The following is a 20,515-nucleotide window of genomic DNA, read 5'->3' on the forward strand; positions in this document are numbered from 1 at the left end:
AGATGATGAAATTTTTCAATAACAGGGGCCTTGGCCAGCATGGTTTCACCCTCATAGAACTCATGGTTGTTATGTCAATCATGGGAATTCTTGCCGCCATTGCTGTGCCGAGCTATCTCAAGCATCAATTGAAGGCTCGTGAGACTGTGCTTAGTGAAGATCTCTATCAGATGCGTCGTTCGCTTGATGGCTTTTATGCGGACAAGGGGCACTATCCCGATACTCTGGAAGACCTGATCTCTGGACATTATCTGCGAGGTTTGCCGCGTGATCCGTTTACCGGTGCTTCAGATACCTGGAAATGTGTACCACCCGAACCAACCGAAAACGGCGATTTTGTAGAGGGCGGTTGCTTTGATATTAAGAGTGGTAGTGATCAAATCGGCCAGAATGGGACCCCCTACAACCAGTGGTAATCGATGTTAGTGTTCTCCTTTATGTCTAGGCATGCGCCAGAGAAATTCTGTAATGATTCAGTTATTCAATGTCACCAAATCTTACGGCAGGGAGAGTGTTGCTCTCCGTGAGATGTCTGTACACATCGAGAAGGGTGAATTTACCTATGTAACAGGGCCTTCCGGTGCCGGGAAAACGACATTTCTCAGTATGTTATATGGTGCTTATCGTCCGACTCGTGGACAAATTCTGATTAATGGTCAAAATATTACGCGCATGCCAAGTCGTCAGATCCCTTTCTTGCGCCGTAAAATAGGGGTTGTTTTTCAGGACTTCAAATTACTGAGCAGTCGGACAGTCTACGAAAACGTCGCCTTTGCGCTCGAAGCGCAAGGGAAAAAACGTTATGAAGTGAGTAAAAAGGTCTATCAGGCGTTGAAGGAGGTGGGGTTGGAGCATCGTTTGCAAAGACGGCCTGTCGAACTTTCCGGCGGCGAACAACAGCGGATTGCTATAGCCCGGGCTCTGGTGGTGGACCCTCTGATCCTGCTGGCAGATGAGCCGAGCGGAAATCTCGATCAGGAGGTTACCCTCGAAATTATGGAGCTGTTCAAACGAGCCAACGCTCGTGGAACGACGGTTTTACTCGCAACACATGATCACAGCCTTTATAAAAGATTTCCTAAAAGGGTTCTGGGGCTTGAAGCTGGGCGATTGATTATGGATCATCAACCTTAAAACATCACCAACTATCCGTGTAGTCGTGTTGATTTATTCAAACTGCCGAAAATACTGAGGTATTTAACCTCTAAAGGTTCAGGACGTGTTGGAAAAGATTCGTTATTTTATCCTCCGAGCACTGCGTAACATGCGCCAGTGGCCGGTGTTGTGTACGGCAGCGATCTTAACAATGGCCGTTGCGTTGGCTACCATGGCCACCTTTTTTCTGGTCGTGCTCAATATTCAGGGACTGGCAACACGCTGGAGTAAAGAGGTGCAGGTTGTCGCTTATTTTGATGCCCCCCCCGCCCGTGATCTTATCGCCCCGTTGACAAGTAAGATCGAAAACCTACCGGATGTTAAACAGGTCGTCTTTGTTTCACAGGCTGAAGCGCTTAAGCGTTTTGAATCCCGCCTTGGTGATGATGCCAGTTTGCTTGAAGGAGTCAGTCAAAATGTCTTGCCCGCGTCCCTTGAGGTTACCCTTAAGGAAGGATCTCACACTCGGGAGGGGGTTGCTCGGGTTGTTGCTGAATTAAAAAAGGATAAACGCTTTAATGATTTACAATTTGGGCAGGAATGGCTGGAACGTTTTGAAAACTTTGTTGACCTGCTGAAGTTTGTCGGGTTGATCCTTGGTAGCTTTTTTATGTTTGCGGCACTTTTTATTGTCTCCAATACGATCAAACTGACGCTTTATGCACGTCGTGATGAGCTTGAAATAATGGCTCTGGTCGGCGCGACAAAAAGATTTATCCAAATCCCCTTTTTACTTGAAGGCGCCATGCAAGGGTTTGCCAGCGGTCTTCTCGCCCTTGGATTTTTGGGTCTCAGCTATAAATTATTGCTCCAGAAAAGTTTGCAATCTTTCTGGCTGACACCGATTGGATTTGACCCGGTTTTTCTTTCTGGGGACCAACAGCTTATTCTTGTCGTGTGCGGGGTATTTCTTGGGCTACTCGGGAGTCTGGCCTCTCTGCGCAAATTTGTCCGGCTATAGTCTCTATGCGTTTTCTGCTGTTGCTATCTCTCTTTTCCTGTTTTTTGTCCTTCCCCCGTTTGGTTTCGGCGGGGGAGCAGCAGGATAACCGTGCACGCCTTCAACAGATTCGGCAGCGAATCGACCAAGCTAACCAGTCGCTCAACGCTCAACATCAACAAGAACTTTCGTTGTTACGCGATCTTGTCGCCATTAATACAAGTCTGCAGGAAATTGATCGGCGCATCACCCAGCTAAAGACCGAAGGGCGACAGGCCCAAAAGAAAATTAACAATCTGCTGGAAGATATAAATCAGGGCCGACAGGCTCAGGGGGCACAAGAGGTACTACTGAAAAAACGCTTGGTTTCGCTTTATAAAGATAATAATTCAGGATTACTCAAGGTTCTGTTCTCTTCCAGCTCTCCGATGGAATTGGCCGAGCAATATACCTATCTCTCGCGTATTCTTGCCAATGACAAGGAACTGATGGCCACCTTTCGGCTGGTGTTAGAGCAGCAACAGAAGCGTTTGTCACAGCTGAAAACCTTGAAAAAGCAACAAGAGCAGCGACTCGTAGCCGAGAATAAAGAAGGTGAAGATGCACGCTCTGCTCGAAAACTGCAGGCGCAGGTTTTGCGTAAGGTTCGTCAGAATAAAACCCAGTTACACGCCGAGGTCCAGAAGTTACTGGAAAAAGCTGCGCGACTTGAGAATTTAGTCCGTGAACTGAAACCAAATCAGAGTAGTGGATCAGGCCCATTTGCTTCGCGGCAGGGGAAGCTGCCCTGGCCATTGTCTGGCGGCCTACTGGTTGGATTTGGTACCCAGAAAAATCCGGAATTCGGCACTTTGTATGAAAGTCATGGTATTGAAATATCGGCGGCTAAGGGGACCCAGGTGAAGGCTGTGGCCCCTGGTAAAGTTGCTTTTGCCAGTTGGTTCAAAGGATATGGTAACCTGTTGATCGTTTCACATCCCGGTGGCTTTCATACGCTATATGCACAGGCTGAAAAATTGCTTAAACAGGTTGGGGATTCAGTCGAACAGGGGGATGTTATCGCGGTAGCGGGTTTACCCGGGGAAGAGGGGATTTATTTTGAGATTCGCCAGAACGGTGCGCCGGTAAATCCTCTCAACTGGCTGACGCCCAGATAAGATTATTATGCTGTTTGTAGTGAAGCGAATGAGGTGATTATGACGAGCATGCGCAGATTGTTAATAGGTTTCATGTTCATGTCCTGTTTTTGGGTTCAGGTTGCGATAGCTGAACAGGTGGATTCAACTACAGCTCAGCCGGCGAGCAATGCCTATGAAGATATTGAGCTCTTTACTGATGTGCTGGCTATCATTCATCGGAGTTACGTTGAAGAGGTTAATATCCGTGACCTGATATACGGAGGCATCCGTGGCATGCTGGCAACCCTGGATCCACACAGCAGTTTTTTAACGCCTGAGCTTTACGAAGAGATGCAGGCTGATACTCACGGTGAATTTGGCGGAGTCGGGATTGAGGTGACACTTGATCAGGGTATTTTGATTGTTGTCTCTCCAATCGAAGGAACACCAGCTTCGCGGGCGGGCATTAAAGCTCTGGATCAAATTGTCCGAATTAACGGGAAATCGACCCAGGATATTGATCTGATGGATGCGGTGCGCATGATGCGTGGCGCCATTGGTGAGAAGATTTCCCTTCAGATCCGACGGGCGGGTGACGAAAAGCTTCTCAATTTTGACCTGATGCGTGAGGTCATACAGGTTCACAGTGTTAGCGGACGGACACTTGCTCCTGGTTACGGCTACGCCAGGATCAACCAGTTCCAGGAACGGACGGGGCAGGAATTAAAAGATCTGCTTGCGAAAATCAGGCTTGAAAATAAGGATCATTTTAAAGGATTAATTCTTGATCTGCGTAACAACCCTGGAGGGTTGCTGGACCAGGCTGTTGAGGTTTCGGATATGTTCTTAAGCAAGGGACTGATCGTTTACACCAAAGGGCGAGATAAAGAGAACCAGTTGCGGTTTCAGGCCTCTGCCAGTGGGACCGAGCCAGACTATCCGTTGATTCTGCTAATCAATGAAGGGAGTGCCAGCGCCTCCGAAATTGTTGCTGGAGCACTCCATGATCACGGACGAGCTCTCCTTCTCGGGGAGAAGACCTTCGGTAAAGGTTCGGTTCAGACGATCATCCCCTTGAGCGATCATTCCGGTTTGCGGTTGACGACGGCTCTTTACTATACGCCAAGTGGGACATCAATTCAGGCGCGCGGAATTACTCCAGATATTGAAGTAGCACAAATCGAACTGCCTGCAGCACCAGCAGCCAAGGGGCACTACCGTGAAAAAGATCTTGAACACCATTTTAAGGCCGAGAGCATGAAATCAAAGCCGACCGAAAATATCTCGTCCGATTCTGATCAAATCCACGATTATCAGTTAATGCGCGCCTTCGACCTGTTAAAAGGGGTAGGGTATTTTCAGCAGATCAAGGTGGGACAGACATTGTGAAGTGCTTTCTGTGTGTCGATAAATTTTTATCAGGGCGAGCAATGAGTCGTCCTGTTGTTTTGAGTAGGGGCCATGGCAAGTAAAAAGAAACCAGTGAAGAAAAAAGCCAAATCTCGCCAATATTTTCAGGGCCATGGCTTGATGCTTGCGATTGCAGCTCTGGTCAGTGGAGCCTTAACCCTGGCAGGACTGATCGTCTACTTCAATCTCAAAATACCGCCGGGAGTGACTCCACCTGCACCCAAAATTCATATTTCAACCTACGCCGATGTTGATCAACTGGTCGAAAATGAACTCCTCATGAGTAGTCATTCTGAAGGCTGGCGGCGTCTCAATAGCCCTCAAGAACTCGTGTTATTGCAGATGTATGGAGACTATCCGGAACAAATTCGCTTGATGGAACTCTCAACCCGCATCGCTCTGACAAATAGCCCGGCTCAACTGGATCTTTCCCCGCGGCAGGGCATAGTTCGTGTCTACTGGCAGGGAATTCTGCGCATGGAGTTGCGCTATCATGTCCCCGAGGAGGTAAGGCAAAAACGCCCCCGTATTGCCATTATTATGGATGATATGGGGAGCAATCATGCGGTATTTGATGCGCTGCTGTCAGTTGATTTGCCGATTACTCCAGCTATCCTGCCACTGGCCAGCTATGCGACCCGTGGTGCCGGAATCATGCAAGAAAAAAAGCGTGAATACATGATCCATCTGCCGATGGAGCCCAAAAACTACCCGTCAATCAGTCCCGGACCGGATGCGTTACTGGTTAACTTGACAACCGATGAAATCAAACAGCGCCTTCAGCAGTACATTAAATTGGTGCCAGGTGCCGTTGGTGGAAATAACCATATGGGTTCGCGATTTACGGAAGATCGACCTGCGATGCATACCGTGCTCGAAGGCCTGAAGGCTGCGGGACTCTTTTTTGTAGATAGTCGTACGATTGGAGACTCGGTCGCTTTTGACGAAGCCCGACTTATGGGTTTACAGACAGCTGAGCGCAATATTTTTCTCGACAATGAGGAGAATGTTGATTATATCGCCAAACAATTACACAAAATGGTGAAAATTGCCGAAGCGAAGGGGACCGCGATTGCGATTTGCCACCCCTATCCGCAAACGTTTCAGGCCCTGCGGCAAAATACTGGCTGGCTACATGAGCAACAAGTTGATTTTGTTTTGGTTTCTCGATTAGTCAACCGTTATTAATGCTGATCAGGGGAACACCGGGTTGCAATAAATTTCGTCTTCTGAATTTTCGGGTGTTTCGAAGTCGAGACGCGCTCGGCTGAAAACTGTCTGGAACCGTGCATAGGCGGTTTCTTGCAGAATTTCATGTGCAGGGGCCGCACAATATTTGATGAGCAGCATCCGTTTTGGATTGTTGATTGGCAGGGCGAGATCCAAAAGATGGTGTAACAGGGGCGTCCCACGGCGCATAAAACTCCGAGTCGATTTTATATCACTAACCCTCTGAAAAAGCGTTTCTCCTTGTGGATCGAGCCGAGCCAGCGAGATACGGGTCGGTTCGGGCCGTTGCATTAAAAAATATGATCGCTGGGCGGTCTCTTCGAAAATTTCTTTGACCGCCACACTGACCTCGGCCTTTTGGCTGCCATACAGGTTACCGAAAATCATCTCATAGAAGCAGTGTTCTTCAATAAATCCACAAATATCCCGAGCTGAAGATTCAATATAAAAGGCAGCTGGTAACTCTTGTGATTCAAAAGAGCGATCGCAGCAGAGACATTTGGTGAAGAGCCGCTGGCGGCGTTGCCGTTCCCTTTGGTCGTGCAATTCAGACCGGGATTCATGTACGGCCAATATTTCATTAATGCGATGTGGGCCTTTTTCCAGATATTCGAGATACGCCTGCCGTGCGAGGTGCCTGAATTGTAAATGAACTTCGGTCGCACGACCATGGGTCAAAATCGGATAAACCTTGCCTTCAGGGTTGGTGCCTAACGACTCAACCTTGGGACTTTTGGCGATAAACCCTTCAAAACAACGATACCCGCGGTTTATGGCGTAGGCCTTGAGCAGTTGGTATGAGTTTCCAAAAGGCCCTTTGTAACGGATACGTGTGTCGAGCAAGCAGGGGAGGAGGCGTAAGGGGCTATGTTTTATTCCGTGATCGCTGTAGAACCTTGCGAGATGCTGACAGTTTTCCAGGGACGGCGCGTCCTTGACTGGTACAATCACCCGATCCGCGGCAAACAGGGCATTCCGGGTATAGGGATCCAGAATTGGGCAGGTGTCGATGATCAGGATGCCACCCAGTTCTGACTGGCTGAGGATGCCAGCGAGGCTTTCATCAACCGGGGCTTCGGCATTGAAATAATTTAGATTGCTGCACGATGGGATAATCTGTACGCCGTATTCCCCCTGCACGATCAGGTCGGTCGGAGAGATCCCTTTAAAAAGATGCCCGACGTGATAGTCTGCCTGTTCGTGACTCAGACGAAACATGCGATCAACGGTAAAATGGTTATCAAAGCTGAGCAAGGTCACTTGCAGGTCTTTCGCCAGTGCTTTGAGATAGATTGCCAGGTTAGTGGCGAGAGTGGTTTTACCAACACCCCCTTTTTCACTCGATACTGTAATGACGTAGGGTCGGGCCATGTGTTTCCTCGTTGATGACCTGAAGAGCCATCTTGGTATACCATTTAAGACAGCAGATGTTTTTAAACGGGTGAAGCGGACGAGCCCCGAGGATTTCAGCTATTTTTACGGGCTCCAGCCGTCGTTGTTTATAGGGTAACGGTGAGTCCGTGTCAATGAAGCCTGACCCCTGAAGTTAAATCATAATGTCAGGTATGAATTATCAAGCCACTATAAAATAAGGGAAACATGTCATTGCCAGTGATTTCAGTTTCAAGTTTGGTTGATCTGTTGAAAGACTTGATCGAAGAGAATTTTGTAGAAGTTTTCGTCGAAGGGGAGATCTCCAATTTTTCTAAGCCAGGTTCCGGGCATTGCTATTTCACTCTTAAGGATGATCGTGGCCAGTTGCGTTGCGCGATGTTCCGCAGTCACAGTCGGCTGCTGAAATTTATACCCGAAAACGGTATGCAGGTCATTTGTCGTGGAAGGGCCTCGGTCTATCCTCAAAGGGGCGAACTTCAGTTGATTGTCGAAAGTGTTGAGCCTTCTGGAATCGGTGGGATGCAGTTGGCTTTTGAACAATTAAAGCAGAAGCTGGCGGCCGAAGGGTTGTTTGCCCAGGAGCGGAAAAAGGTTCTTCCTGAATTTCCTCAGATCATTGGGGTTGTCACCTCCGCTACCGGAGCTGCGATCCATGATATTTTGAATACTTTGCGGCGTCGTTCAAGTGGGGTGAGGGTGTTACTTCGTCCGGTCCGTGTCCAGGGGGCGGGGGCCGCAGCTGAGATCGCTGAGGCGATCGCTGATTTAAACCAGGAAGGGAGCGCGGATGTTCTAATCATCGGACGTGGCGGAGGTTCCCTTGAAGATCTCTGGGCTTTCAGTGAGGAGGTGGTTGCTCGCGCGATTTCGGCTTCGATTCTGCCGGTTGTTTCCGCTGTTGGTCACGAGGTTGATTTCAGTATTGCCGATCTGGTCGCCGATCTGCGCGCACCAACACCGACGGCAGCGGCCGAGATGGTGGTAAAAAACCGTGAAGAGGTGGAGAGTCACTGCGATCAGTTGCTGATGCGTCTTGGACGCATCATGCAAGGTCGGCTCAGCTTGATGCGCCTGCGTTTTGATGGTCTGACACGTCGTCTCGTGTCTCCAGTAGACACCCTTCATCAGCGACGGAGGCAACTGGATGAGTTCGAGCAACGTTTCAAACGATCAATTTTGCTGCGCATGCAGCAGTCTGGCCAGATGCTGCAATCCCTGGTCGAGCGGCTCGACGCTCTTTCACCGTTGCGGGTATTGGCGCGCGGTTATGCTCTGGCACGCCTGCAGCCAATGGGAACCCCACTGTTACATGTCGACCAGGTTCAGGTGGGGGATCAGATTAGTGTCCAGTTGGCTCAGGGTGAGTTGGAGGCCAGCGTCTTGGGGATAAGCTTCGAAAAAAAACCGAAATTGACTTGACCCCGGCTTCTCCCGCTGGTGATAATTAAAATTTTTATGTGTTGCGAATTGAGAGATGAAGACTGATGGCAAAAAAGAAAGGCTTTGAAACCTCGTTAAAGGCGCTGGAAGAAGCGGTATCACGCCTTGAAGAGGGTGATCTAGAACTTGAGGAGTCCCTGAAAACTTTTGAACAGGGGGTTAAGTCAGCGGCTGAGTGCCGCATGGCGCTTGAAAAGGTCGAGCTGCAGGTTGATCTTCTCCTCAAACAACAGGATGGTCGTCTGACGCGGGAGCCCTTCGATGAGTGAGGACTGGTCCCTCGACGTTTATTTGAAACACCGTCTGCAATTGGTTGAGTCAGCGCTTGACGTTTTTGTGCCGAAAACGGAAACCCTGCCGGGCAGTCTGCATGATTCGATGCGTTATTCCCTCTTTGCTGGAGGGAAGCGAATCCGCCCGGTGTTGATGTCTGCGGCTTGCGAAGCGGTAGGTGGCCAGGGCGAAGACGTATTGCCTGCGGCCGCAGCGATTGAAATGATCCACAGCTATTCACTGATCCACGATGATCTGCCGGCGATGGATGATGACGATCTGCGGCGAGGGAAGCCGACCAATCATAAGGTCTATGGTGAGGCGATCGCGATTCTGGCGGGGGATGGGCTTTTAACCGAAGCATTTATCCTGTTGTCGAATCCACAAGTTCTGCAGAACGTTACTGCACCGGCTCGGCTCGAGATTATCCACCAGCTTTCCCGTGCAGCTGGAAGCCTCGGTATGGTTGGCGGACAGGTGGTTGATATGGAGTCCGAAGGGCAGAGAATCGATCTTCCGACCCTTGAATATATCCATACACATAAAACCGGAGCGTTAATTCTCGCGGCTATAGAAATTGGTGCCATAATCGGGGGGGCAGATACCACCCAACGCTTCGCTCTGCATCGTTACGGCGAGGCGGCAGGACTGGCATTTCAGGTTGCAGATGATATCCTCGATATTATTGCTGACCAATCCCTGCTCGGCAAAAATGTTGGTAGTGATGAGGCACGCGGCAAGGCAACATATCCGGCGATCCTCGGCCTGGAAGGAGCCCGTCAACGGGCGCGAGACCTGCGTGACATGGCTCTCGCCGCGCTTGATCCTTTTGGCGAAGAGGCACGTCCCTTGCGCGAGATAGCCGCTTATATAATAAATCGTTCTTTTTAACAGGCGTTGTTTGCCTGATAGAGGTAATTGAATCTATGCATGAATTGCTCACCAATCTGACCTGTCCGGCTGATCTAAAAAAGATGGACCTTGCACAACTCGAGCAATTGGCGGCTGAACTGCGTGAGACGATTATTTCAACGGTTGCGTCCTGCGGAGGACACCTTGGGAGTTCTCTTGGGGTGGTTGAGCTGACCATTGCGATCCATAAGGTGTTTGATTCTCCCCGGGATCGGATTGTCTGGGATGTGGGTCATCAGGCCTACGTGCATAAACTGTTGACGGGGCGGCTCGAGAATTTCGGGTCACTGCGTCAACTTGATGGGCTGAGCGGTTTTCCCAAACGTAAAGAGAGTGAACACGACGCCTTTGACGTCGGACATTCAAGCACCTCGATTTCAGCGGCACTTGGAATGAGCGCTGGTATCGATATTATGGGAGGGGATGAACGGGTCATTGCCGTAATTGGCGATGGGTCGTTGACTGCCGGAATGGCCTTTGAGGCGCTGAACCACGCTGGGTCTCTGAAGAAGAAACTGATTGTCATTTTGAACGACAACGAAATGTCGATCTCTCCAAACGTCGGCGCGCTCTCATCATTTTTAAGCCGTAAAATGTCGAGTGAGCTCTTTTTACGTTTCAAAAAAGAGACCGAAAACATTCTTAACCATGTTCCCGGTTTTGGTAAGGATCTGGTAAATCTCGCCCGGCGTGCGGAAGAATCTCTCAAGGGATTTATCACCCCGGGCATGCTGTTCGAAGCCTTCGGGTTCGATTATTTCGGGCTGCTTGACGGACATAATCTTCCAGAGATGATTGCAACCTTAAAAAATGTACGGAACATTCGTGGGCCGGTCCTGTTGCACGTCGCAACCCGCAAGGGGAAGGGCTATCTGCCGGCTGAAAAAGAGCCCGCCAAGTTCCATGGGGTCGGACCGTTCGATCGTGAAACCGGGCAACTTGTACCTGGCAAGCCAGGAGCTGTCAGCTACACTAGTGTTTTTGGTAAAACCCTGAGTGAGATGGCGGAAAAAGATGAACGGATTGTCGCCATCACTGCTGCCATGCCTGCAGGGACCGGGCTCAGTGGCTTCGCCGAAGCCTTCCCCAAGCGATTCTTCGATGTGGGTATCGCCGAACAGCATGCAGTGACCTTCGCTGCGGGCCTGGCCTGCCGGGGGCTTCGGCCGGTGGTGGCGCTCTATTCGACCTTTTTGCAGCGGGCTTATGACAATGTGCTGCATGACGTCTGTTTGCAGAACCTCCCTGTCAGTTTTGCCCTTGACCGCGGAGGGCTGGTCGGAGCCGATGGTCCGACCCATCATGGCGTGTTTGACCTTTCATTTTTGCGACACATACCCAATCTGGTGTTGATGGCACCGCGCAACGAATTTGAATTGAAACGTGCAATGCTGACCGCAATTGAGTTTGATGGACCTTTCGCCTATCGCTACCCGCGGGGGAATGGTGAAGGGCTCTCTCTGGCGCAATCTGTAGAGCCTATTCCCATCGGCAAGGGGGAGATCTTGCGTGAGGGGAAAGAGGTCGCAATTATTGCCGTCGGAAGTATGGTCGGTGAAGCCTTAAAGGCGGCAGAAATACTTTCCAGGCAGGGGGTCGATCTTCTGGTGGCCGACGCGCGCTATATCAAGCCGCTTGACGGCGAAATGATTCTCGATATTGCGAATCGGGTCTCAGTGCTGCTGACTGCCGAGGAGAATGCCCTGCAAGGCGGATTCGGCTCGGCCGTTCTGGAGCTTCTGTCTGATCATGGCGTCTGTCAGCCAGTGATTCGGGTCGGTATTGCTGATCATTTTGTTGAACAGGGTACCCAGGCGGAATTGCGAGAGCGGGTTGGGATTGACGCTGTGTCTATCTGCGAGCGGATTAACGAAGCCCTGACCCAAAAGGCCAAGTCGGTCCAGATTTGAGGTTTGTTCTGGACTGCAAATTATAGAAGGGTCACCTCGCATGAGGTGACCCGTTTGTTTTTGTGAGGCATCCAGGAGTAATTTCCTTAATCGCCACAGGTTAAGTTTCGAATTTTAGTGAACTGAAAAGCTTGTCGATCTGCTTCGATACGTCAGCCTTTGCCGGGTAGGAGGTGGCATAGATGAAGAACCATTCTCCTGTCAGGTAGCCGATCAGCCCATTAAAGAGCACCTCAACGTCCTGTTGCCTGTACCGCGCGTCAAGCCGTCTGGTTCCCTGGGTTCCCGGTAATAATTGAGCGCGTTGGGAACCGCTGGGATGCTGGAATTCGTCTTCCCTGGACAGGGATTCTAGCGCGTAGTGCGCCGACAGCTCGAGACTCGCAGCGCTCGGAGGATCTTCTCCTTGTCGTAATGGGCTGAAATCAAAACTGACCCATGCACCGCTCCGGGGGTGGTAGAGTAATAATTCGTTGACAGTCAGGCGCTGTTGAGCTGCTTGCACGAGTTGCCGGTGTGTTGGGTTCTTTCCGTTGAGCCGGGCTTCCTGGCCGAGCTGAAGCGCGATCTGGTCGAGTAAGGCTTGAGGCGGTTCCGTTGGTGCTATCCAGCCGGCAGGCAGTTGCCAGCTCAGGCGGTTGCCGGCCGGCGTATTGAGGGTGGCCGCCTGGGCCGGATTGAAGCTCAACAACAATATGAGTAAGAGAAATATCCTTTTCATCAAGGTTATTTCTTGAGGCAGGACGTTAGATTATCCGCCAGCTTTTGCATGAGGTTAAACCAGTCATCCTGGCTGGAATTTGATCGATTCCCGAGCGGGTCAAGAACTCCAAGCTTCAGGTGGCCAGCGTCGGCCAATCTTTGTGCCGTGGCCGGGCTGAATTGTGGCTCACTGAAGAGACAGCGTGCTTTACTCTGGATTATTTTTTCGCGAATCTGCTGGAGTCGACGGGCGCCAGGTGCGCGATCCGCCGAAACTCGGATGGACCCGATTGGGTTCAGCCCAAATGCGTTTTCAAAGTAGGCGTAAGCATCGTGAAAAACCAGATACGGTTCCTTCTGGAGGGGTTTGAGCTGTTGCTTCAGTTTGTTTGAGAGAGTTTGGATCCGGGCTTTTAAGGCCAGCAGATTTTTCTGGTAGATTGCTTGATGGCTCGGATCGAGCCTTGTCAGGCGAGCAGCTACCAGCACACAAATCTGGAGGGCATTGTCTGGTGAGAGCCAGATATGGGGGTTGAACAGCGATTCACTGTGTCCAGGTCCTGTGTCATGCTCATCGTCATCCGCCTCCCAGAACCCCCCATGGCGTTGTGGCAGTCGTTTCAAAGATTCAATGGGAAGAAGGCGCATCTCTGCCCCCGGTTTAACCAGGCGTGAAATCGGTTGAGTCAGAAAACTTTCCAGCTCAGGGCCGACCCAGATCAACAGATCAGCCTCGGCCAGCGCGCGCGCCTGTGAAGGACGCAAACTGGCACTGTGCGGACTTCCTCCCTGGTTCAGCAAGAGTTCGGGGGTGGTGACACCTCTGGTCAGCGCGCTGACCAGAGAATAGATCGGGATGATGCTGACCACCACTTTTGGGGTCGCTAGTGCCGGGGTTGCCAGGCTGAGGAGAAGGAAAATACAAAGCAGACGCATCTGGTGAGAACTCCTGACTGAAATAGGTGCGGGACAAAGCTCAAACCTTGATGTACCCTTAACGCCAAACTTTCGTCAAGAGATGAGTAAGTCCAGCAGGTTAACAAGAGGTTATCGTATTGAAATCGATTTGTTCGCTCCCAAACCAGAGACATCCCCGCCGATTCTCTGCCATGCTGCAGCATAACAACATCACCCGCTTCGTAGATATGGGTGATTTGCAGTTATCTAAGGTGATTAATAATGGCTGAACCTCTGCTGGAGCTCGATGCCGTCTGCCTCGTACGCAATGGCCGGCATATCCTTGAGAATATCAGTATCCATATCAACCCTGGTGAAATTCTGACCCTGATCGGTCCTAATGGCGCGGGGAAGACCAGTCTACTGAAGGTCGCTCTCGGTTTGATCAGAGCCGACACCGGCCGCGTGCTTCGCAAAGCAGATCTGCGCATCGGATATGTCCCGCAAAAATTCCTTGTGCCTCGAAGTTTCCCGTTAAGTGTTGCGCGATTTATGCGTCTTCTCGGCCGTTATGATACACCTCAATTAGAAGCAGCGCTTGAGGATGTCGGGGCTGGCCATTTGCTCAACGCGAGTCTCGCCGATCTGTCGGGTGGGGAATTGCAACGTGTCCTGCTCGGGCGGGCCATATTGCGCAGACCCCATCTTATGGTTCTTGATGAAGCTGTCCAGGGGGTAGACGTCCAGGGCCAAGTCGATTTGTATCAACTGATTGGTCACCTGCGGGAACGCTATGACTGCTCTGTGTTGATGGTCTCGCATGATCTGCATCTGGTTATGGCGGCGACAGACCGTGTCATCTGCCTTAACCAGCACGTCTGCTGTACCGGCAGTCCCGAAACCGTTCAGCGTGACGCACAGTTTCTTAAACTGTTTGGGCCGGCGATTCTTCCGCATATTGCGATTTACAGTCACGACCCGCAACACCAGCATAATCTTTGTACACATCAGGGTTGCAGTTGTCCGCTCGGGCAGGGGGATCCTCATGTTTAATGATTTTATGCTGCGTGCTTTGCTGGCCGGAATCGGAGTTGCTCTTGTAGCTGGCCCTTTCGGTACTTTCGTCGTTTGGCGTCGCATGGCCTACTTTGGCGACACCCTGGCTCATTCGGCTCTCCTCGGAGTCGCTCTCGGTTTTTTGCTGCAGGTCGATCCGACTCTGGCTGTCATGGCGGTTTGTCTCCTGGTGTCACTTTTACTCTTCTTTCTGCAACGACAGCAGCGGCTTCCTTCTGACACACTGCTCGGTATCCTGTCACACAGTGCTCTCTCGCTCGGGCTCGTCGCCATTGCCTTTATGGAGAAGGTGCGCATTGACTTGTTGGCCTACCTGTTTGGAGATATCCTTGCAGTCGGCAGACAGGATCTGATGGTGATTTATGGCAGCGGATTACTAGCTCTTGTGCTGTTGCTCTTGCTTTGGAGGCCGTTACTTGCGATCACACTGCATGAAGATCTGGCACGCGTAGAAGGTGTTCGGGTTGATCTGGTTGAGCTGTCCTTTTCATGTTTGCTGGCCCTGGTTGTTGCAATCATGATGAAGGTAGTCGGGTTATTGTTAATCACCTCGCTCTTCATCCTCCCTGCAGCAACGGTGAGACGTTTCTCCAGTTCGCCAGAACAGATGGCTGGCTTCGCGGCGTTGGCCGGAGTTATTTCAGTGGGTGTCGGTCTGTATGGTTCCTGGCAGCTGGATACTCCTGCTGGTCCATCAATTGTGGTCGCCGCCGCGCTTCTTTTCGCCTTGCTGCAATTGCTGCCAGCGCGCAGAAATTGATTTTGTTATCAAGTCTTCTTTCCTCTTGCGACGGACTTGTATCCATGGCACCTTGCGCCGCAGAGGGGTTCTCACTTATGGTGAGCAGACGAGATCAACAGGGAGCTTGAAATAAATGGCACGCAAGATATTTATCGCAGCAACGGGACAAAATAGTGGTAAAACCACGACCAGCCTCTCGTTGATGCATATGGCGAAAAAAAAATACGGCAAGGTTGGGTTTATTAAGCCGATTGGGCCAAAGCCTTCGGAGCATGACGGCATTATTGCCGATAAAGATGCGGTCTTGATCGCGAAAGTCTTTGGTCTTGAGGCTGATTTGTCTCTCATGTCACCCTTTGTCCTCCACCCTGGGGATACCAAACGCGTTCTTGATGGGCAGATTTCACGGGACAAAATCCTTTTTCGCATCGCTGAAGCGATCGATAAACTTTCACGGCAGAATGACTTTTTGATTATCGAAGGAGCAGGGCACTCCGGCGTCGGCTCGGTCATCGGATGCAGCAATGCCCGTATTGCCAAACTGGCAGCGGCACCGGTCATGATGGTCACGGGTGGCGGGCTAGGCAATGTCGTCGATTCGGTGTGTATAAACATGGCGCTCTTTGAGAAGGAGCAGGTTAAAGTCAAATCGTTGCTGGTGAATAAAATTATTCCCTCTAAGCGCGATCAAACCCTGCATTATCTCAATATTGCTTTTGCTGATAGTGGTCTCGATATTATCGGGGGGTTTAACTATCAGCCTATTCTTGCCAATCCGACCTTGCGCCGAATCGCAAATGTTCTTGATATTGAACTTCACGGCGGTGATAGTGATGAAATCGGCAGTAAAATTGTTCACAATTTACAGATCGGGGCTGCTTCGACCCAGCGTGTGGCGGGCCTGCTTAAGGAATCAACGTTGTTGATCGTTAACAGCAGTCGCGATGAACTTCTGGTGACGATGGCCAATTTATATAAACTTCCGGAATATCGTGATAAACTCGCCGGGATTATCATTCCTGGTGTCGGCCCGATCAGTGCGATAACCCAGCGTATTATAGAAAATAGCGGTATTCCTTATATGCGTGCCGGGAGAACTTCCACTACTGTATTTGAAATTGTCAAGGAAGACGTTTCAAAGGTTATCGCTGAAGATACTGAAAAAATTGATCTTATTAAGAAATTAGCTGAGCAGCGGTTCGATTTTGACAAAATTGACAGCTATCTGGATTGAAATACAACCCGACACTGAGTAAATGAAAAAAAACATATTAATTTTTTTTTGGGGTTGTTATGCAGATAAAAGTTAAATTTATTGATGGGCGGATCGAGTTGGTACGGCCGAGAGAACTGCAGAACCTTATTGACGCCCGTCGAATTACCCAGTTCCGTCGTTCAGGTGGCTGGGTCGCAATTGGACAGGATTCTGTAAGAAGTACCTTGAGGGGGGTATATTCAGGGCCTGAGCGTCGTGATAATTTTGAGAACTGAGTTTTATCTTCCCAGGGAATAAATGTGATTTCTAGCTTTCAAGACAGTCTGTTTGCCACCCCCGAAAAACGTTCGGTGGTGGTTTTTGATTTTGAGACCACCGGAATGTCTCCTCAGCAGGGAGATCGGGTAATCGAAGTTGGTGCGGTGCGTCTTGAAGATGGTCAGATTGTTGATCAGTTTCAATCCTTGATTAACCCAGGTGCCTTGCTTGATCCCTTTATCAGTGATCTGACAGGGATCAGCAACGCCATGCTGGCGGAGGCTCCTTCAGCCTCGAGCATTATCCGGGATTTTTATCACTTTATCGGGTCCGATCCCATGGTCGCGCATAACGCTTCCTTTGATAAACTCTTTCTTGACGCGGAATTTTCACGTCTCGGCTACCGGATTCCCACGGCGGTAGGGTGTTCCATGTTGATTGCAAGACGCCTGTTTCCACACGCTCCGAATCACAAGTTAGGGACACTGGTCAGTTTTCTTGATTTGCCAACGACAGACCGTTTTCACCGTGCCTTGGCCGATGCCAGTATGACGGCCTTCCTCTGGACGCGCCTCGAAAGTGAACTGCGTCAACGCTACAATATTAATCCTGTCCCTTTTGATGTGTTGCAACGCCTTGGACGGATCTCCTTGAGTAATGTTGAGAGTTTCCTGCTCAAAGAAGCCCGGAAACTTGGGCATGTTTCATGTTGAAATGCTCAACAGTTGGTCATCTGATTGAACTTCTTGACCTTACATCTTCTCTTAAAAGACAAATCCAGGCTGAAATTGGTGAGGATCAAACTCCTACTTTGCTTGGCCAGCTCTGGGCTTTACCTCTTAAGCACAGTCATGCCGTGACGCGGCTGGGGTCTTATGCCTGTCGCGGTGAAAATCCCCTGGCGATTCGACTTCAGTTTGCCCAGGAGGACACTCCCCTGCGCCAAACCTTTTTGCATGAGATCGCGCATTTTCTCGATCATCAAACCAGGCAAGATCGCCGAAGCTATCACAACCCCCATGGCCCCAGTTGGCAGCGCTGGTTGACGGTGATTGCAGGGGACACAAAGAACACAGAATCCTTAGCGATGAGGACTCTCTATGCCCAGAAGCTTAAACCCGTAGCACGTTGTTTAAAATGCGGTTTTCTGCTGTATAGATTGCGTTCTTTACCAAAAGGACGGCACTGGCTTCATCGACAGTGCGGTGGTCGTCTTGAGCGGCTCTGTTAATTGAAGGTCGCCTTTCGGCAGGTAAAAATATGCAGGCTTTGATCGATGAAGTAAAAAAACATCTTCCCCGCGACCGTGAATCGCGGCGCATCTTTCATGGTCGCGGACGGGTCTTCCCCGGTTATCAGGATCTAGTAATTGATGCGTACGGTGGCTTACTTTTTGTGACCTTGTTCGCCTCACGAGCGCCTGAATGGTTGGCCGAACTGGCAGAGGTGCTGCTGGGTCAGTTCCCCAAGGTTAAATGCATTGCGGTTCAACGTCGTAACCTGAAATTGACTCCGGTCGAAATTCTATATGGGGTTTGGCCCGCTGACCCTATGGCGCATGAAGCAGGTTTGAATTTTTATCTCCGGCCACTGACAGGGCAGAATATCGGGTTTTTTATCGACATGGCGGTCGGAAGAAATCTGGTGCGAAAGACCTGTGAAGGGAAAAGAGTGCTCAATCTCTTTGCTTACAGCTGCAGCTTCTCAGTTGCTGCGATTGCCGGAGGAGCACAACAGGTCGTCAATGTTGATATGAATCGTAGCGCACTTGAGCTGGGTCGCCGCAATCATCAATTGAATGCACAAGATTTGCGTGACGTCAGTTTTTTGCCTCTTGAAATTTTTCGCAGCTTCAGCCGACTGAATAAGCTCGGACCTTTTGACCTTATAATTTGCGATCCTCCTTTCGCTCAAGGTAAAAACTTTACTGCTGAAACGCATTGGCCCAAATTGGTATCCCGTCTGGAAACATTGCTGACTCCTGGCGGTGAGGTCTTCGCCTGCCTAAACGCCCCACAACTTTCGACGGAGTATTTACGTAACATTTTCACGCGGAACCTGCCTCGGCTTACTGAAAAACACTGCCTGTATTCTGGCGAAGATTTCCCCGAATCTGACCCGGAAAGAGGGTTATCTCTGCAGTATTTTGTGTCAGAAACGGGTTGAAATGGAACTTTCCCCCTTTACCCATAAGTTTCTTCTTTATTATCAAAATAGCCATTATTGTGATATTGTTGAATGATAAAGGGGCATTTTATGGAAGAAATTGAAGTAATCTACAACGATGGGATGTTCGGTTTTGTAAAACCTGCGGAGCTCAATCACCTGATTGAGACCGCTGGCATTGTCAAATTTATGCGCGGAGACTCCTGGATTTATTTAGGGGTTGATGCGACGCGATCAGGACAGCCATCGAGACCTCAATTCAGGGACCGTCGTGCTGGTCTCTAACCCTGTGTCCCGCATCGACGCACTTTTCACGGGTATCAGTGCTCGGGAAATGAATGGTTGAACGCTGTTAACATATTTTCAACTCCGCCATCTTCTAGAATAGTATAACGATCAGGCTTGATCCTCTCAGCTGCCTTAATCGCCGCAATCAGGATGTCTCGTTTAATTCCACACGCAAGCAAACCTGCCGTATCACAAGGCAGTCCGACCGTTGCGTAGGTTTGACGTAAGCTCTCCTGATATTCGTCATGCGCGTAACTTGAAATAAGCGCACCGACCGCGACCAGTTCTCCGTGAGTCGCTGCGGATTGAAAGCCTGTCAGCTCGTTGTAGGCATGGTATAGTTTATGCTCGAACCCGCTGGCTGGGCGGCTTGAGCCGTAACGACTCATCGCTTCGGCACTTGCCATCAAAGAGCAGGCCAGAACTTCAAGAAAATGGTCATCGTAAAAGAAATCCCGCCCCGATTGTAGCTCTTTAATGACCAGCTTTGCTCCACAAACCGCCTGGAACCCCAGGTAACTTTCATAGCGTTCCATCTTCTTTCTGTCTGCCAGCTGCCAGTCAAGCACTGCCGTCAGATTCGACAGCAGATCTCCGATTCCACTGCGGATTCTTCGCTGGTATCCCGGGTCATCGGACTTGACAAGATTAATATCTACCACTACCGCCAGGGGGGTGTTGGCGCAGAGTGTCATCGTGCCATCCAGACCAAGATTCAGTACCGCAAAGGGCGAGGCAAATCCATCGTTAGCCAGAGAAGTAGGGATTGAGACAAAAGGGAGATTTAATTTATATGCGGCATATTTTGCGACATCAATGACGCTTCCCCCACCAACTCCATAAATAATGTCGAACCTTTTTTCACCGCATTTAACCCCCCCAAACTTTTGGTCATATCGGCCGGCAGAAATCTCACAATCAAATTCGAGACAGTTGAATCGTTTTAGCCCAAGATCAAGAATCCTCTCAATTTCACTAAAACTGTTACTTGAAACTGTCAGGGGGGTGGTTTGTATCCCGATCTTTTTAAAGTCACTGACAATCTGATCTCCTGCTATGTTGCGGGTGATTTTATCAAAGATGATCAGGGGGGTGCTGAACGAGAGTCCTGGGATATCGCGTTGAAGGCGCTGGCCGATGAAAGAGGGAAGTGAGCCAATGTCGTTGCCGACCTCCTCAATGACCGGGATCGTAAATTGTTTAGGTATTTTGGGGGAGAGGTACCCTTTATATACGCCGTTAACACGGTTAAGGCATTGGTCAATCGTTTTATAGAGAAATTTCATTACATACGATCCTGGTCTCCCAGTGTTCGTCTACTGGGTGAAGTGATCAAGCGCTGCGGCAGGGTGAATTATCTACAAGGGATTAAATAATACCTGATTA

General features: G+C 50.1%; 22 protein-coding genes. 18 read left to right on the forward strand and 4 right to left on the reverse strand.

Annotated features, from left to right (window positions below; translation table 11 throughout):
- Nucleotides 1–2 precede the first annotated feature (2 nt).
- From D888_RS0108065 to D888_RS23015, 6 genes are all read left to right on the forward strand, one after another.
- Nucleotides 3–416 carry a prepilin-type N-terminal cleavage/methylation domain-containing protein gene (locus D888_RS0108065; protein ID WP_026362288.1) on the forward strand — a complete coding sequence of 138 codons (414 nt, stop codon included), beginning with the start codon at nucleotides 3–5 and terminating at the stop codon, nucleotides 414–416.
- A gap of 52 nt (nucleotides 417–468) precedes the next feature.
- Entirely contained in the window at nucleotides 469–1,134 is a 666-nt protein-coding gene (gene ftsE / locus D888_RS0108070; protein ID WP_020676043.1) for a cell division ATP-binding protein FtsE, read from the forward strand.
- Nucleotides 1,135–1,219: 85 nt separating this feature from the next.
- Nucleotides 1,220–2,116 carry a permease-like cell division protein FtsX gene (gene ftsX, locus D888_RS0108075; protein ID WP_020676044.1) on the forward strand — a complete coding sequence of 299 codons (897 nt, stop codon included), beginning with the start codon at nucleotides 1,220–1,222 and terminating at the stop codon, nucleotides 2,114–2,116.
- A gap of 5 nt (nucleotides 2,117–2,121) precedes the next feature.
- Nucleotides 2,122–3,252, forward strand: a complete 1,131-nt coding sequence (locus D888_RS23010) for a murein hydrolase activator EnvC family protein (RefSeq protein ID WP_020676045.1) — start codon at nucleotides 2,122–2,124, stop codon at nucleotides 3,250–3,252.
- A gap of 78 nt (nucleotides 3,253–3,330) precedes the next feature.
- Entirely contained in the window at nucleotides 3,331–4,602 is a 1,272-nt protein-coding gene (locus D888_RS0108085) for a S41 family peptidase (protein WP_245555001.1), read from the forward strand.
- Nucleotides 4,603–4,674: 72 nt separating this feature from the next.
- Nucleotides 4,675–5,811 (forward strand): divergent polysaccharide deacetylase family protein, encoded by a 1,137-nt coding sequence (locus D888_RS23015; protein ID WP_020676047.1) that lies wholly within the window; start codon nucleotides 4,675–4,677, stop codon nucleotides 5,809–5,811.
- Nucleotides 5,812–5,817: 6 nt separating this feature from the next.
- On the opposite strand, the gene D888_RS21055 is transcribed toward D888_RS23015, so the two are convergent.
- Entirely contained in the window at nucleotides 5,818–7,224 is a 1,407-nt protein-coding gene (locus tag D888_RS21055; RefSeq protein WP_020676048.1) for a ParA family protein, read from the reverse strand.
- A 228-nt stretch (nucleotides 7,225–7,452) separates the two neighbouring features.
- Between D888_RS21055 and xseA the strand changes: the two genes are divergently transcribed.
- The 4 genes from xseA to dxs all read left to right on the forward strand — a co-directional run bounded on the left by xseA (nucleotide 7,453) and on the right by dxs (nucleotide 11,783).
- Entirely contained in the window at nucleotides 7,453–8,667 is a 1,215-nt protein-coding gene (xseA, locus tag D888_RS21060; RefSeq protein ID WP_020676050.1) for an exodeoxyribonuclease VII large subunit, read from the forward strand.
- A 65-nt stretch (nucleotides 8,668–8,732) separates the two neighbouring features.
- Nucleotides 8,733–8,957 carry an exodeoxyribonuclease VII small subunit gene (xseB, locus tag D888_RS0108110; protein ID WP_020676051.1) on the forward strand — a complete coding sequence of 75 codons (225 nt, stop codon included), beginning with the start codon at nucleotides 8,733–8,735 and terminating at the stop codon, nucleotides 8,955–8,957.
- On the forward strand, nucleotides 8,950–9,852 hold the full coding sequence (locus tag D888_RS0108115) for a polyprenyl synthetase family protein (RefSeq protein WP_020676052.1): 903 nt from the start codon (nucleotides 8,950–8,952) through the stop codon (nucleotides 9,850–9,852). Before xseB ends, D888_RS0108115 begins: the two co-directional genes overlap by 8 nt.
- A 35-nt stretch (nucleotides 9,853–9,887) precedes the next feature.
- Complete coding sequence (dxs, locus tag D888_RS0108120) at nucleotides 9,888–11,783, forward strand: 1-deoxy-D-xylulose-5-phosphate synthase (RefSeq protein WP_020676053.1); 1,896 nt, start codon at nucleotides 9,888–9,890, stop codon at nucleotides 11,781–11,783.
- A gap of 100 nt (nucleotides 11,784–11,883) precedes the next feature.
- On the opposite strand, the gene D888_RS0108125 is transcribed toward dxs, so the two are convergent.
- Both D888_RS0108125 and D888_RS0108130 read right to left on the reverse strand, forming a co-directional pair.
- Nucleotides 11,884–12,504 (reverse strand): hypothetical protein, encoded by a 621-nt coding sequence (locus tag D888_RS0108125; protein ID WP_020676054.1) that lies wholly within the window; start codon nucleotides 12,502–12,504, stop codon nucleotides 11,884–11,886.
- 5 nt (nucleotides 12,505–12,509) lie between these two features.
- A complete protein-coding gene (locus D888_RS0108130) occupies nucleotides 12,510–13,421 on the reverse strand; it encodes a zinc ABC transporter substrate-binding protein (protein WP_020676055.1) in 912 nt (303 codons plus the stop codon).
- A gap of 243 nt (nucleotides 13,422–13,664) precedes the next feature.
- Here D888_RS0108130 and D888_RS0108135 point away from each other — a divergent pair, with 243 nt between their 5' ends.
- The 8 genes from D888_RS0108135 (at nucleotide 13,665) to D888_RS21065 (ending at nucleotide 19,126) form a co-directional block, all read left to right on the forward strand.
- Nucleotides 13,665–14,435, forward strand: coding sequence for an ATP-binding cassette domain-containing protein (locus D888_RS0108135; RefSeq protein WP_020676056.1), 771 nt, complete (start codon nucleotides 13,665–13,667; stop codon nucleotides 14,433–14,435).
- A complete protein-coding gene (gene znuB / locus D888_RS0108140) occupies nucleotides 14,428–15,219 on the forward strand; it encodes a zinc ABC transporter permease subunit ZnuB (RefSeq protein ID WP_020676057.1) in 792 nt (263 codons plus the stop codon). Before D888_RS0108135 ends, znuB begins: the two co-directional genes overlap by 8 nt.
- Before the next feature lie 115 nt (nucleotides 15,220–15,334).
- The gene (locus tag D888_RS0108145) at nucleotides 15,335–16,435 is read left to right on the forward strand and encodes a phosphotransacetylase family protein (RefSeq protein ID WP_020676058.1); all 1,101 of its coding nucleotides are present in this window, start codon (nucleotides 15,335–15,337) and stop codon (nucleotides 16,433–16,435) included.
- A gap of 59 nt (nucleotides 16,436–16,494) precedes the next feature.
- Entirely contained in the window at nucleotides 16,495–16,692 is a 198-nt protein-coding gene (locus tag D888_RS24965) for a GSU3473 family protein (protein WP_425402574.1), read from the forward strand.
- A 24-nt stretch (nucleotides 16,693–16,716) separates the two neighbouring features.
- A complete protein-coding gene (locus D888_RS0108150) occupies nucleotides 16,717–17,388 on the forward strand; it encodes a 3'-5' exonuclease (RefSeq protein WP_020676059.1) in 672 nt (223 codons plus the stop codon).
- A complete protein-coding gene (locus D888_RS23590) occupies nucleotides 17,382–17,906 on the forward strand; it encodes a SprT-like domain-containing protein (RefSeq protein ID WP_083928813.1) in 525 nt (174 codons plus the stop codon). Before D888_RS0108150 ends, D888_RS23590 begins: the two co-directional genes overlap by 7 nt.
- Before the next feature lie 29 nt (nucleotides 17,907–17,935).
- Nucleotides 17,936–18,841, forward strand: a complete 906-nt coding sequence (locus tag D888_RS0108160; protein ID WP_020676061.1) for a class I SAM-dependent methyltransferase — start codon at nucleotides 17,936–17,938, stop codon at nucleotides 18,839–18,841.
- A gap of 90 nt (nucleotides 18,842–18,931) precedes the next feature.
- A complete protein-coding gene (locus tag D888_RS21065) occupies nucleotides 18,932–19,126 on the forward strand; it encodes a GSU3473 family protein (RefSeq protein ID WP_020676062.1) in 195 nt (64 codons plus the stop codon).
- Between the two features lie 35 nt (nucleotides 19,127–19,161).
- Here the strand turns inward: D888_RS21065 and D888_RS23020 are convergent, their stop codons facing one another.
- Nucleotides 19,162–20,415 carry an iron-containing alcohol dehydrogenase gene (locus D888_RS23020; RefSeq protein ID WP_020676063.1) on the reverse strand — a complete coding sequence of 418 codons (1,254 nt, stop codon included), beginning with the start codon at nucleotides 20,413–20,415 and terminating at the stop codon, nucleotides 19,162–19,164.
- Nucleotides 20,416–20,515: the final 100 nt, after the last annotated feature.

This window comes from Geopsychrobacter electrodiphilus DSM 16401, assembly GCF_000384395.1.
GTDB classification, from domain to species: Bacteria; Desulfobacterota; Desulfuromonadia; order Desulfuromonadales; family Geopsychrobacteraceae; genus Geopsychrobacter; species Geopsychrobacter electrodiphilus.

Coding starts and splice junctions, on each gene's coding strand:
- D888_RS0108085 (WP_245555001.1), top strand. CDS start 3,331: ATGTCCTGTTTTTGGGTTCAGGTTGCGATAGCTGAACAGGTGGATTCA.
- D888_RS0108145 (WP_020676058.1), top strand. CDS start 15,335: ATGGCACGCAAGATATTTATCGCAGCAACGGGACAAAATAGTGGTAAA.
- xseA (WP_020676050.1), top strand. CDS start 7,453: ATGTCATTGCCAGTGATTTCAGTTTCAAGTTTGGTTGATCTGTTGAAA.
- D888_RS0108135 (WP_020676056.1), top strand. CDS start 13,665: ATGGCTGAACCTCTGCTGGAGCTCGATGCCGTCTGCCTCGTACGCAAT.
- D888_RS0108065 (WP_026362288.1), top strand. CDS start 3: ATGATGAAATTTTTCAATAACAGGGGCCTTGGCCAGCATGGTTTCACC.
- D888_RS0108115 (WP_020676052.1), top strand. CDS start 8,950: ATGAGTGAGGACTGGTCCCTCGACGTTTATTTGAAACACCGTCTGCAA.
- D888_RS24965 (WP_425402574.1), top strand. CDS start 16,495: ATGCAGATAAAAGTTAAATTTATTGATGGGCGGATCGAGTTGGTACGG.
- D888_RS23020 (WP_020676063.1), bottom strand. CDS start 20,415: ATGAAATTTCTCTATAAAACGATTGACCAATGCCTTAACCGTGTTAAC.
- D888_RS0108160 (WP_020676061.1), top strand. CDS start 17,936: ATGCAGGCTTTGATCGATGAAGTAAAAAAACATCTTCCCCGCGACCGT.
- dxs (WP_020676053.1), top strand. CDS start 9,888: ATGCATGAATTGCTCACCAATCTGACCTGTCCGGCTGATCTAAAAAAG.
- D888_RS23590 (WP_083928813.1), top strand. CDS start 17,382: ATGTTGAAATGCTCAACAGTTGGTCATCTGATTGAACTTCTTGACCTT.
- ftsE (WP_020676043.1), top strand. CDS start 469: ATGATTCAGTTATTCAATGTCACCAAATCTTACGGCAGGGAGAGTGTT.
- xseB (WP_020676051.1), top strand. CDS start 8,733: ATGGCAAAAAAGAAAGGCTTTGAAACCTCGTTAAAGGCGCTGGAAGAA.
- znuB (WP_020676057.1), top strand. CDS start 14,428: ATGTTTAATGATTTTATGCTGCGTGCTTTGCTGGCCGGAATCGGAGTT.
- D888_RS0108125 (WP_020676054.1), bottom strand. CDS start 12,504: ATGAAAAGGATATTTCTCTTACTCATATTGTTGTTGAGCTTCAATCCG.
- D888_RS23010 (WP_020676045.1), top strand. CDS start 2,122: ATGCGTTTTCTGCTGTTGCTATCTCTCTTTTCCTGTTTTTTGTCCTTC.
- D888_RS21055 (WP_020676048.1), bottom strand. CDS start 7,224: ATGGCCCGACCCTACGTCATTACAGTATCGAGTGAAAAAGGGGGTGTT.
- D888_RS23015 (WP_020676047.1), top strand. CDS start 4,675: ATGGCAAGTAAAAAGAAACCAGTGAAGAAAAAAGCCAAATCTCGCCAA.
- D888_RS21065 (WP_020676062.1), top strand. CDS start 18,932: ATGGAAGAAATTGAAGTAATCTACAACGATGGGATGTTCGGTTTTGTA.
- D888_RS0108130 (WP_020676055.1), bottom strand. CDS start 13,421: ATGCGTCTGCTTTGTATTTTCCTTCTCCTCAGCCTGGCAACCCCGGCA.